Source organism: Xanthomonas sp. SS (assembly GCF_014236835.1).
Lineage (GTDB): Bacteria > Pseudomonadota > Gammaproteobacteria > Xanthomonadales > Xanthomonadaceae > Xanthomonas_A.
The window spans coordinates 4,409,683-4,422,055 of the sequence record NZ_CP051190.1; the positions used below are offsets into that span (position 1 = coordinate 4,409,683).

Genomic DNA, 12,373 nt, shown 5'->3' on the forward strand with positions numbered 1-12,373 from the left:
GCGCCTGCAAAACCAATTCGGCGGCCGCGCGAACGTCACGGTGTCCCGCAAGGTATCTGGAAACGTTTGCAACGCGAAAACCGCTGCAAACAGGCGGCTCGCATATTCTCGCGGCCTTATACTGGGCGGCATCTGAAAATCGTTTGCGGCGTGGATCGGGGGACCTGTGGAATGGATCGCACACCTGGCTCACGCTGGTACCTTGCTGATCGTCAACGCGTTGCTGGCGGCGGTCTCCGCGGCGATGTTCCTGGCCCTGCATTTGACGGCAGGGAAAGCCAGGAACACCAGGGGCTTGCTGCTTCTTAGCCTGAGCTACGGCACATTCGCCGCAGGCTTCGGCACCCTGCTGCTGCCGCGCGCATCGCCAGGGCACCCCGACGCGATGGGGTTGATCGGCAATCTGACCATCGATATCGCCACGGTATTGACCCTGTTCGCGGTGAACGCGTATCTGCGGCGGCCGCTGCTCCAGTTGTGGATCCTGATTCCGGTGGCGGCGATCGGCGCCGCGGAGATCTATTGTCTGCGCGGCGACGGCGACAATCTCAGGGTCATGGTGATCTGCGGCTGCACGCTGCGCGGCCTGCTGACGGTGGCCACGGGCGTGGCCCTGTGGCGCCATGCGGACGAAAGGATTCGAACCGCGGCGCGCTTCACCGCCCTCTTCCACTTCCTGTGGGCGCTGATGCTGCTGTTGCGCATCGCCTGGTGGTCGACCCATCCGTCCGCGGACGCGTCCTACGACCCCACCTCGACCTTCGGCCTGCTCTCGCGCATGGTGTTGACCGCCGTCATCACGCCCGGATTCCTATGGATGCTGACCCGCGAGATGCATGCGGAACTGGAACGCCACGCGTCCCAGGACTCCCTCACCGGCGTCGCCAACCGCCGCGTCATGTGGGAAAAGGGCGAGTCGGCCACGCAGGAGGCGCGCGGCAGGAACTCGCCGATCGCGGTGCTGATGATCGACGTCGACAACTTCAAGTCGATCAACGACCGCCTGGGCCACGCGACCGGCGATCAGGTCCTGGTCGCCATCGCCGATACGCTGGCGCGGCATATCCGCAGCCCGGACTTTCTCGCCCGCGTCGGCGGCGAGGAGTTCATGGTGTTGATCCCGCATGGCGACGAATCGGTGGTGCGCGATATCGCCGAACGCCTGCGGCGCGTGGTCGAACGCCAGGAAATCGCGCCTGCGGCCAGCGCCGCGCTGGTCTGCACGGTCAGCATCGGCTACTGCATCTCGGCGCAGGCCCAGATCGAGTGGCAGAAGCTGGTCGTCATCGCCGACCAGGCGCTGTATGCGGCCAAGCGCGGCGGACGCAACAGGGTGACCGGCACCGTCGTCGCGTAATGCGCCGCCGGCGTTCGAGCGCGCATCCAGACATCCGCCCACCGCGCATGCGACGCTAGCGGCCATGAACGACTGGCATCCCTCGCTGTACCGACACTGGTTCGCCGTGGCCCGGGCCGACGCGCTGCGGCAGCGGCCGTTGGCGGTGACGATCATGGACCGGCATGCGGCGATCGCACGCTGCGCCGACGGCAGTCTGCTCGCGCTGGAAGACCGTTGCCCGCACCGGCATGCGCCGCTGTCGGCCGGCTGCGCCAGCGGCGAAAGCCTCGCTTGTCCGTACCACGGCTGGCGCTTCGACCGCGACGGCGCGCTGCGCGAGATTCCCGGCATGCCGCCCGGACAGGCGCTGCCGGCGGTGCGGGTGCGCGCCTTCGCCGCGCGCGAACACGACGGCTTGATCTGGCTGCGCCCGGATCCCGACGGCGACGCGCACCCGGCGCAGCTGGTGCAGGACTTGCAACCGTCGGCACGGCGCTTCCTGTGGCGCACGCGTTGGGAGGCGCACGTGGTCGATGCGCTGGAGAACTTCCTCGATCCGCTGCACACCCACCTGCTGCATCCGGGGCTGGTGCGCCGCGGCGGTGCGCGCAGCGCGATGCGCGCCAGCCTGCAGACTACGGACGAAGGCTTCCATGTCGACTATGCCGGCGCCGCCGCGCAGAGCGGCTGGCTGTACCGCTTGTTCGAATCGCCGCGCACGCTGGAGCGCGCGCATTTCGCCGCGCCCGGCACCGCGCAGATCGAATACCGCTATGCCCGTGGCGGCCGCGTGCGCATCAGCCTGCACTTCACCCCGGTCGGCATGCGCAGCACCGAGGTGTTCGCCAGCCTGCACGTGGATGGACGCTGGGCGCCGGCATGGGCGGTGCGCTGGCTGGTGTGGCCGCTGCTGCGCAAGGTCGGCGAACAGGACCGGCGCATGCTCGCGTTGCAGTCGCACAACCTGCAGCGCTTTCCCGGCGTGCGCGGCGCCTCGACCGCGCTGGACCTGGTCCGCGAACCGTTGCGCCGCTACTGGGACGGCGAGCCGCTGCCGGCGCCGGGTGCGCCACACTGCATCGACCTCATGCTGTGACTGCGTCCTGCGCGTCCTGCGCGTCGCGCGTGCCCAGCGCGGCGAGCACCTGCGCCAGCGGCGCCGGCCGGCCCAGCAGATAGCCCTGTACCTGGTCGCAGCCGTGCGCGCGCAGCCACTGCAACTGCGCGTCGTTCTCCACGCCTTCGGCGACCACCTGCAGGCCCAGGCTGCGGCCCAGCGTCAGCAAGGCCTCGCAGATCGAGGCGTTGCGCGCATCGCGATGCACGTCGGCGACGAAGCTGCGATCGATCTTCAGCGTGTCCAATGGCAGGTCGCGCAGGTAGGCCATGCTGGAGAAGCCGGTGCCGACGTCGTCCAGCGCCACGCCCACGCCCAGCGCGCGCAGCTGCCGCAGCACGTCCAATGCCTGCTGCGGTTGCCGCATCAGGCTGCTCTCGGTCAGTTCCAGGTGCAGGCCGTCGGCAGCCAGGCCGGCCGCGGCGCAGGCCTGCGCCAGGTCCGCGACCAGGTCGCCGTCGAAGAACTGCAACGCCGACACGTTCACCGCCACCGGCAGGTCGGCCCAGCCGTGCAGCGCCAGCTGGCTACGCGCCTGCGCGGCGGCCTGCATCACCCAGCGGCCGAGCGGCAGGATCAACCCGGTGTCCTCGCACAGCTGGATGAACTGGTCGGGGGCGATGAAGCTGCCATCGTCCTGCGGCCAGCGGATCAGCGCCTCGAGCAGCCGCGGCGCGCCGGTATCGGCGCGCAGGATCGGCTGGAAATGCAGTTCGAACTCCTGCCGCGCGATCGCCTGATGGATGCGCCCGGCCAGGCGCAGGCGCTCGCCGATGCGTGCGGACATGCTGCGCTCGAAGCGGGCGACGCTGCGCCTGTCGGCCTGCGCCGCATGCGCGGCCTGCGCGGCGCTGCCGATGGCGTCCTCGGCGCCCGCGGCGTCGTCCGGACACAGCGCCACGCCGATGTGCGCCTGCAGTTGCTGGGTGAAGGCGCCGCCCTGCACCGGCGTGGACATCGCCTCGAGCAAGGCCTGCAGCGCCTGCGGCAGCTGCTGCGGATCCAATACCGCCAGCACGAAATCCTGCGACGGCTGGTGCGCGGTCAGGCCGAAGCGTTCGCCCAGTGCGCGCAACCGCGCCGCCACCGCGCAGCGCACCGCATCGCCGGCGGCGCGGCCCAGGGTGTCGCCGATCAGCGCCAGTCCGCGCACCTGCACGTACGCCACCGCATAGCCCGTTTGCCCACGCGCATCCAGCGCCTCGGCCAGGGCGCGCGGATCGAGCAGCCCGGTGGTGACGTCGTGGCTGGCGCGGAATGCCAGTTCGCGCTCGTGGGCGACGCGCTCGCTGACGTCCTCGGCCAGGATCAGGCGCGCCGGCACGCCGCCGAAGTCGACGTCCGCGCTGTGCACCCGCACCGACAGCAGGCTGCCGTCCTTGCGCCGGTGGGTCCACACGCTGGGCGCGTCGAAGCCGTCGCGCGGCTTGCGTACGTCCGCCAGCAACCGTTCGGCCTCGCTGGGCGGGCGCAGTTCGAGCAGGGTCATGCCCAGGAATTCGTCGCGGCTGTAGCCGTACTGGCGGATCGCGGCCTGGTTCACTTCCAGGAAACGCAGGCTGTCCACCGCGAACAGCCAGAACGGCAGCGGGTTGCGCTCGAACACTAGGCGGAACTGACGCTCGGCGTCGAACAGCCGCGCCTGCGCCTCGAGCCGCTCGCTGACGTCCTGCACCGCACCGGTCATGCACAGCCCGTCGCGGCCCTGCACCCGCGCACCGCGCGCGGCCAGCCAGCGCAGGCCGCCATCGGGCGAATGCATGCGGTACACCACGTTGTATTCGCCGTTGCCGTGCAGCGCCTCGTCGTACAGCTGCTGGACCCGCGCGCGATCGTCGTCGTGCACCAGGGCCAGGAACGCGCTCAGGGGCATGCGCAGCTGCGGCGCCCCGAACAAGGTCCCGGTCTGTTCGGCCAGCAGCAGGTGGCGCCGGTCGGCCTCGATCCGCCAGGTGCCGATGCCGCCCATCGCGTGCGCCAGGCGCAAGTCCTCGTCGCCGCGGCGCAGGCGCTCCAGCAACTGCCGCTGGCGGCCCTCGGCACGGCGCAGGCTGCCCAGCAGGAAGGCGAAACCGAGCAGATACAGCAGATACACCAGCGCCGCAGCGCCAGCGAACCACCACCACGGCGCCAGCGCTTCGCGCACCGCCAGCCCGGACACCGCCAGCAACGGATAGTCGCGCCCACCGCTGACCGCCAGCATGCGTGGCTGTTGGTCGAACAGGCTGCGGTGCATGCCCAGCGCACTGCCCTGCGGCAACCCCCGCACCAGGCCCAACGGCAGCAGCACGCGGGTGCCGGTGGCGCCGGCAGCGGGACTGCTGGCCGCCAGCAGCAGGCCATGCGTATCGGTCAGCGCGACCACGCCGTCGCGGCCGGCATCGACCCCGCCGACGATGCGCTGCAATGCCGCGACCCGCCAGCTCGCCACCACCCAATCGCCCGACGCCAGCGGCAACGCGAGGCGCACCACCGCTTCGCCGTCGGCCAGGCGTTGATACGGGCCGACGAACACCTGATCGCCATTGCGGCGCGAGCCCAGCGCCCATCCGCGCACGTTCGGATCGCCCTCCGCACCGTAGCGGCGCCGGCCCTGCGCATCCAGCAACGCAATGCCATGCAGTTCCGGATGGCGCAGCAGCACGCCGTGCAGCGATGCCTCGATCAATGCCGGCGCGCGTGCCGGCGCGTCGGCCAGCAGCGCCTGCGCGCCCATGCCTTCGCCGCGCAGCGTCTGGCTTAGGTTGTCCAGCTCCAGCTGCAGCAGACGGTCGGCACCCGTCGCCAGCGCCAGGCTCTGCCGCTGCGCGGCGGCCAGGCGGTTGGCGCGGTCCTGCACCAGCACATAGGCCAGCCCGCACACCAGCAGCAGCGCCAAGCCCAGGCCCCAGACCAGGATCGCGCGCAACGGCGCACGCAACGCGCGCCGCAGCCGCTGCCTGAAGCGGACGTCGTAGAGTTTGTCGGCGGCGGAGAAACGGCGCTGCATGGGTCCTGCATAGAGCGGCCCAGGCGCGGCGATCTTGACCGGACAGCAGCGTCACGCCGGATGCCGCGCGACGGATCGGCCATACGGTTCAGCTTCGCCAGCGCGAGCGTATGCGGCAACACAAGCCCACAAACGTCGGCGACCCGCTCACTCCGGCCACTGCGCCAACTGCTGCGAGGCGATGCCGACGCGGCGGCAGGCGCGCTGCGCGATGCCATCGTTGAGCGCAATGCGGAACAGCGGCGCCAGCCCATGCAGCACCCGCGACGAGGCCGCGGCCTGCGTGCGTTGCAGGCGCCCGTGCCCGAGCATCGCGCTCGCCCATGGCGGCAGCAGCGCGGCGCCGGCGCCGAGGAACAGCTCGCGCGACAGGCCCGCCGCCGGCACCGGCAGGCGCAGCCCGGCCAGCACCGCGAGCACCTCGCGCGATCGCGCATCCATCAACAGCTGCGGGCGCACCTGGGCGAAGTACTCCAGCACCTCGCGCTCGCTGGCCGGCACCGCCTGCGCGCCCAGCGCCTCGGCCACGCGCCGGCCCTCGGCGTAGTAGCGATCGGCGATGGCGACCGGCACCGCGCGGCAGTAGCGGCGATAGCCCTGCAGGAAGCCGTAGGCCTCGGTGACGTGGACCCAGGTCAGCAGCACCGGATCGTCGGCGGCATAGGCGCGGCCGTCGGGCGTGTGGCCGCGGATCCGCGCGTGGATGCTGCGCACGCGCGCGATCAGGCGCTGCGCTTCGGCCACCGGCGCATAGCTGGTGGCGGCGACGAACTGGGTGGTGCGGCGCAGGCGCCCGACCAGATCCTCGCGGAAGTTGGAATGGTCGTAGACGCCGGCCAGCGCCAGCGGATGCAGGGTCTGCAGCAGCAGCGCGCACAGGCCGCCGGCGAGCATGCCGGGGAATTCGGCATGGATGCGCCAGGTGACGCTGTCGGGGCCGAACAGGCCGGCATCGCCGAGCGGCTGGTCGTAGTCGATCCCGCCCTGGCCACGCGGGAACACGTCCAGCACCCAGTTGCGGATCCGGGCGGCGGCGGGAGCGGTGAGGGTACGCAGCATGGCACTCATCGCCGCATGGTAGCGGGCGGCGATGCATGCGCCGTGCAAACCGCTGCGCGCATGCTTGGCGACGGCACCCAGGGTTTCGGGGCGCGAACGCGCGTCTCCGCATCGCCGCGTGCGGCCTTCATGTGCGCCTGCAACATGCCGATCCCGGCCACTGTGCTAGAAAGAAGCTGCTTCAAGATCACCGAGACACCGCCGTCCGCCACCGCATCTGCAGGGAGCCTGTCATGATCGCTTTGTTCAAGGGGTTGGGGTTGTTGCTGGAGGACAACGCGCTGCACCAGCGCTCGTTCCCGGAACAGGTCGCGCATTGGCAGCACAAGAGCGAGGCGCAGCTGCGCTCGGAAGTGGATCTGCTGGCCAAGGCCAAGCAGCAGTGGCTGGTGGTTTCGATCATCGGCTGGCAGGCGATCTCGCTGATCATCCTGGGCGTGATCACCAACCAGTTGTGGCAGCACGACTATCACCTGACCTTCTCGCGCATCGTCATCGTGGTCAGTTCCTGGGTCGCGATCCTGTTCGTGATCTGGTTCATCGCCAACATGTTCGACCGCACCGCCGGCTTCGAGCGCTGGCTCACCGCCTTCAACAGCCGTGAACCGTTGTCGGCCGACGCCGATACCGTGGAGTGCGTCGCCGACGCGCTGAACATGGCGCGCAAGTATCCGGAAATCCTTGAGTACAAGCGCGAGGTGGTGGCCAACCGCGAACTGCGCCACGAGGACATCCGCATCATGCGCGAGATGGGCCGCATCCGCCTGCATGCCGAACTGGTCGCCGCGCTGATCCAGTTCGAGGGCGTGCCGCCTGGCGGCCAGAACGGCGTGCTCCGCGTCGCCGGCTGAGTTGGTGGCGCGCGGCGCGCGCCTGAATACAGCACGCGCTTTGCATCGACATCGGCGACAGGCGCGACAGTGCCTGCCGCCGTAGTGGCCACCGCCCCGCCCTGACGTCGTCTGGACAACTCACCGCCGCATCCCACCGCGACGCACGCAGCGCCGACATCGACGTTGCAGTGCCTCAGCGCTGGCGTCATCCGCGCTGGAGCGCAGTCGCTTTCCTAGCGACAGTTCGGCGTTGCCTATCGACAGCGGCGCCCTGGATGCGTGCCGCTGTCGCAAGTGCCGACCCGGACTTATCGAGGGCCGCCACTGCGGCAAACGCCCTGGCTTGCCCGATCGCCTGCGTGCCCTGCCGCAGCTGGACTGTGCCCGGTGAGCGCCCGCCACCGCCGACCGGGTCTTCGCAATCGCCACATCGCGAAATATAATCATTCTCGATTAGCCCCTTCCCCACCCCACGGTCTCGATGAAACTGCACCCCCTCCCGCTCGCCTGCCTGCTCGGCATGGCGGCTTCCCCTGCTGCGCGCGCGGCCGATACCGCCGATACCGCGCAAGCCACCGCACTGCCGGCAGTGCAGGTCCGCGCCGAGGCGGCCGACAGCGGCTTCCGCAGCACCAAGCCCGCGCAGTCCGACAAGTCGGATACGCCGCTGGCGCAGACGCCGTTCTCGATCACCGTGGTGCCGCGCGCGCTGCTGGACAGCCAGCAGGCGCAGACCCTGGCCGATGCCTTGCACAACGTCTCCGGCGTGGTCGCCAACACCTATGGCCGGCGCGGCTGGGACGACCTGATCATCCGCGGCCAGACCGCGTCCGACTCGCTGTTCGTCGATGGCCTGCGCACCGCCTCCAACAACCGCGTCGCCGAGCAGCTGTTCGGCATGCAGCAGGTGGAAGTGCTGAAGGGCCCGGCCTCGCTGCTGTACGGCCAGGTGCTGCCGGGCGGGCTGGTCAACCTGGTCAGCAAGCGGCCCGAACCGGCGCCGCTGCGCCGCGCCGAACTGGGCGTCGGCAGCGACGGCCTGCGCGAGGGCAGCTTCGACCTCAACCAGCCGCTGTCGGCCAACGGCAAGGTCGCGCTGCGGCTCAATGGCCTGGCGATGAATTCCGACGATCCCACCGACCACGTGTATTTCCGCAGCCGCTGGATCGCCCCGTCGCTGTCGCTGGACCTGGGCGAACGCACCGACTTCGTGCTCCTCACCAGCTACCAGGAACGCGACTACATCCGCCAGCAGGGCCTGCCCTGGGAAGGCAGCGCGGAGGCCAATCCGAACGGCAGGATCGATCGCTCGCTGTTCACCGGCGAACCCACCCAGCCGCCGTACCACAGCCACCAGAGCCGCGTCGGCTACGTGCTGGAGCATCGCTTCGACAACGGCTGGACCCTGCACCACGCGGCGCGCTGGCAGGCATTCGGCCTGGACGGCTTCGTCATCGCCAACAACGGCCTGGCCGCCGACCTGCGCACGCTGCGCCGTACCGCCACCGACCAACACTTCGACGGACGCACCTGGGTACAGGACACCTACCTGCAGCGCGGCTTCGCCACCGGCGCCTGGCAGCACACGCTGACCGCCGGCGTGGACGCGTTCAAGACCTGGGAATGGAACGTGCAGTCCACCTGCCGGGTCGGCACCCTGAACGTGTACGCGCCGGTCTATGGCGGCGCGGTCACCTGCCCGGCCACGCCCAGCCGCGACAACCTCAGCGTGGTCACCTCCGGCGGCCTGTACCTGCGCGACCGCATCCAGTTCACACCCGACTGGCAGCTGCTGCTGGGCATGCGCCACGACCGCAGCCGCAACCTCAGCGAGGACCACCTCACCGACACCAACACGCGCAACGATGCCAGCGCCACCACCGGCTCGGCCGCGCTGATGTTCGATGCCGGCGGCGGGCTGCATCCCTATGCCAGCGTCGCCACCTCGTTCTATCCCAACGTCGGCACCGACGCGCAGGGTGCGCAGTTCGATCCCGAGCGCGGCCGCCAGGTGGAGCTGGGGCTGAAGATGGAACTGGACGCGGGCACCAGCCTGAGCATGGCTCTGTACGACCTGCGCCGGCGCAACGTGCTGCAGAGCGATCCGTTCAACGACGGCTACAGCATCGCGGTCGGCGAGCAGCGCAGCCGCGGCGTGGAACTCAATGCCGCCGCCGACCTGGGCAGCGGCGTCAGCCTGTTCGCCGGCTACGCCTACACCGACGCGGTGGTCACCGACGATGGCGAACAGAGCGTCACCACCGTCGGCGACCGTCTGTACAACGTGCCCAAGCACAGCGGCTCGCTGTGGCTGCAGTACGCGCCGCACGGCGTGGACGACGGCTGGACGTTCAGCGGCGGCGCACGCGCCGAAGGCGAGAAGATCGCCTATGGCCATCGCATTCCCGGCTATGCGGTGTTCGACGCCGGCCTCGCCTACCGCCAAGGCCATTGGCGCTACGCCTTGAACCTGAAGAACGCGTTCGACCGCGACTACTTCGCCGGCGGCCTGCAGCGCGCAGTGGCGCTGGGCGACCCGCGCACGTTGCTGTTCTCGGTGGGCGTGGATTACTGAGCTACCGAGCGCGTGTTGCTCTTGGCAGGAAGTTCAGCGGCCCGGCAGCGTGTCGCGGCTGAAGCCGCTCCTACAGTGCACCGGTGAGTCGGTAGCGAGCTCCGTGTAGGAGCGGCTTCAGCCGCGACAAACGAAGCCATCCAGCTACCAGCCTTCGGAAACAGTCGGGACTGAAGTCCCTCCCACAGTGCACCCAGCCGGTTCGCCGCGAGCCTCTTGTGGGAGCGACTTCAGGGCACCTCTAAAAACCTCCTTCTTTGGCATCATATGGTCAGAAGAGAGAGCCGAGGCCCCGCGATGATCAGCCTGTTTGCCGGACACGAACGCGAAGCCAAGCGCCAGCAGATAGGCGACCCGCTGGCGGTGTTGTCTCGCCATATCGATTTCGCAACGATTGCCCAAGCCGTCGATGCGAAGCTGTCCTTGGGCACCGGCACGCGCGGGGGCCGTCCGGCCTGGCCGACAGAGCTCATGATCAAACTGTTGTTGTTGCAGCAGCTGTACAACCTCTCTGACGATGCGCTGGAGTACCAGGTGCTGGATCGGCGCAGTTTCCAGCAGTTCCTTGGACTGGAACACAGCGGCAAGGTGCCTGACGCCAAGACGATCTGGGTGTGGCGCGAGCGGCTCAAGGCGCAGGATGTGATGGGCGACATCAGCGCAGCGGTCGGCGTGCAATTGCAGCGGGCGGGATTCATTGCGCGTGGCGGTCAGATCATCGATGCGAGCATCGTCAGCGCCCCGATCCAACGCAACACGCGCGAGGAGAACGCACAGATCAAGCAGGGTGGCGAGGTAGGCCAAGACTGGAGCGACGCCAAGCGCGCGCAGAAGGATGTGCAAGCGCGTTGGACGCGCAAGCACGGCAAGGCGCATTACGGCTACAAGCTGCACGCCAGCACCGATCGGCGTTGGGGCTTCATCCGCCGACATGCGGTGAGCGCAGCCAACGTGCATGACAGCCGACACTTCGAGGACGTGCTGGACCCCAGCAATCACGGACGCACGGTGTGGGCCGACAGTGGCTATGCCGACGCATCGCGGGAGGCCGATCTGACGCAACGCGGCTATCGAGCCGCCATTCAGCACCAGGGCCAGGCGCGCAAGCCGCTAAGCGCGGCCGAACAGCGCCGCAACCGGCGGCTTGCCAAGGACCGGGTGTTCGGCGAACACCCGTTCGCGCGGCTGGCGCAGCAGGGCGGTAAATACCTGCGCACCATCGGGTTGGCACGGGCTAGGGTGGTGATCGGGTTGAAGGTCGCCAGTCACAACCTGATGCGGCTGGCGCGGCTGCAGCATCGCGGCATCGTGCCGGCGTGATCAGGTAAGGCGGCCGACGGCCGCCTTACCTGGCACATCAATGCCATTCAGCAAGCCGGCAATGCACTGAAGTCGTCCTCAAGACACGCTGCTGCTGCGTACTCGCGGCTCATAGTGATGAAACTATGGTTGTTCGAGGTGCCCTTCAGTCGCGACGAGCGGAGCTGTCCGGTTGCCGGGGCTTCAGAAGCGATCGCGACAAATCGACCGCGAAAAGGGCCGGGTATCGCAGCGACTTCGGCAACCTGTCGCGGCTGAAGCCGCTCCTACAGTGCACCCGGTGAGTCGGCAGCAAGCTTCCTGTAGGAGCGGCTTCAGCCGCGACGAACGAAGCCATCCAGCTATCCGACCTCGGATGCAGTCGGGACTGAAGTCCCTTCCACAGTGCACCCAGCCGGTTCGCCGCGAGGCCCTTGTGGGAGTGACTTCAGTCGCGACGAGCGGAGCAGTCCGATTGCCGGGCTTCAGAAGCGATCGCGACAAATGGACCGAGAAAAAGGGCTGGGTATCGCAGCGGCTTTGGCGACCTGTCGCGGCTGAAGCCGCTCCTACAGTGCACCCAATGCGTCGGCCGCTTGCTCCCTGTAGGAGCGGCTTCAGCCGCGACGAGCGGAGCCATCCTGCTACCCGGGCCTCGGAAACAGTCGGGACTGATGAGCGGACTCTGATCGGCGACGGTATCGGTAGTTAGGTCCCAATCCCTCGACGCCAATCGCCCCTCAACCCTGCGCGCACGGCTGCGATGCGGCCGATGTCTCGGGCGCGACGCATTGGCCGAAGTCGCGCGGCAGGCCGCCGATCTCGCGGCGCTGGCCGACCTGCAGGTCGAACTCCTGCAGCATGCGCGGCGCGCACGCAGCCGCCGCTGTATTGCCATTGCCGGCAGCAGCGGCCGGCGCCGCGCAGGCGGCGTAGACCTGGTAATGGCAGCGCCCGCTGCGGCTGTCCACGCAGCGGAACGTGGCCAGTCCGCCGCGGTAGCTGGTACGGCTGAAGATCACCGCGGACCCGCGCTCGCTGCTATGCACCACCGTCTCGCGGTGGGCATCGGTGGACAGGTCGAAGGTGGCGTGGCCCTGGCATCCGACGATGCCGAGCAGGCACGACCACAGCGCGGAGAGCAGACGCATGGCGAATTCCT

Annotated in this window: 8 protein-coding genes; 5 read left to right on the plus strand and 3 right to left on the minus strand. The window is 69.1% G+C overall.

Features of this window, described 5'->3' with window-relative positions; all coding sequences use genetic code 11:
• Positions 1-166: 166 nt before the first annotated feature.
• On the plus strand, positions 167-1,357 hold the full coding sequence (locus tag HEP74_RS18575; protein WP_185814118.1) for a GGDEF domain-containing protein: 1,191 nt from the start codon (positions 167-169) through the stop codon (positions 1,355-1,357).
• A gap of 64 nt (positions 1,358-1,421) precedes the next feature.
• Positions 1,422-2,435, plus strand: a complete 1,014-nt coding sequence (locus tag HEP74_RS18580; RefSeq protein WP_185814119.1) for a Rieske 2Fe-2S domain-containing protein — start codon at positions 1,422-1,424, stop codon at positions 2,433-2,435.
• On the opposite strand, the gene HEP74_RS18585 is transcribed toward HEP74_RS18580, so the two are convergent.
• Complete coding sequence (locus HEP74_RS18585; protein WP_185814120.1) at positions 2,425-5,445, minus strand: bifunctional diguanylate cyclase/phosphodiesterase; 3,021 nt, start codon at positions 5,443-5,445, stop codon at positions 2,425-2,427. The two genes, HEP74_RS18580 and HEP74_RS18585, sit on opposite strands and share 11 nt — an antisense overlap.
• Before the next feature lie 147 nt (positions 5,446-5,592).
• Positions 5,593-6,513: an oxygenase MpaB family protein gene (locus tag HEP74_RS18590; protein WP_185814121.1), complete on the minus strand. Its 921-nt coding sequence runs from the start codon at positions 6,511-6,513 to the stop codon at positions 5,593-5,595.
• 224 nt (positions 6,514-6,737) lie between these two features.
• Here HEP74_RS18590 and HEP74_RS18595 point away from each other — a divergent pair, with 224 nt between their 5' ends.
• The 3 genes from HEP74_RS18595 to HEP74_RS18605 all read left to right on the plus strand — a co-directional run bounded on the left by HEP74_RS18595 (position 6,738) and on the right by HEP74_RS18605 (position 11,232).
• Positions 6,738-7,355, plus strand: coding sequence for a hypothetical protein (locus HEP74_RS18595; protein WP_179568904.1), 618 nt, complete (start codon positions 6,738-6,740; stop codon positions 7,353-7,355).
• 463 nt (positions 7,356-7,818) lie between these two features.
• Positions 7,819-9,912, plus strand: a complete 2,094-nt coding sequence (locus HEP74_RS18600; RefSeq protein WP_185814122.1) for a TonB-dependent siderophore receptor — start codon at positions 7,819-7,821, stop codon at positions 9,910-9,912.
• Positions 9,913-10,128: 216 nt separating this feature from the next.
• The gene (locus HEP74_RS18605) at positions 10,129-11,232 is read left to right on the plus strand and encodes an IS5 family transposase (protein ID WP_255427787.1); all 1,104 of its coding nucleotides are present in this window, start codon (positions 10,129-10,131) and stop codon (positions 11,230-11,232) included.
• Positions 11,233-11,951: 719 nt separating this feature from the next.
• On the opposite strand, the gene HEP74_RS18610 is transcribed toward HEP74_RS18605, so the two are convergent.
• Entirely contained in the window at positions 11,952-12,362 is a 411-nt protein-coding gene (locus HEP74_RS18610; protein WP_185814123.1) for a hypothetical protein, read from the minus strand.
• Between the last annotated feature and the right edge of the window lie 11 nt (positions 12,363-12,373).

Coding starts and splice junctions, on each gene's coding strand:
- HEP74_RS18580 (WP_185814119.1), top strand. CDS start 1,422: ATGAACGACTGGCATCCCTCGCTGTACCGACACTGGTTCGCCGTGGCC.
- HEP74_RS18585 (WP_185814120.1), bottom strand. CDS start 5,445: ATGCAGCGCCGTTTCTCCGCCGCCGACAAACTCTACGACGTCCGCTTC.
- HEP74_RS18590 (WP_185814121.1), bottom strand. CDS start 6,513: ATGAGTGCCATGCTGCGTACCCTCACCGCTCCCGCCGCCGCCCGGATC.
- HEP74_RS18595 (WP_179568904.1), top strand. CDS start 6,738: ATGATCGCTTTGTTCAAGGGGTTGGGGTTGTTGCTGGAGGACAACGCG.
- HEP74_RS18600 (WP_185814122.1), top strand. CDS start 7,819: ATGAAACTGCACCCCCTCCCGCTCGCCTGCCTGCTCGGCATGGCGGCT.
- HEP74_RS18610 (WP_185814123.1), bottom strand. CDS start 12,362: ATGCGTCTGCTCTCCGCGCTGTGGTCGTGCCTGCTCGGCATCGTCGGA.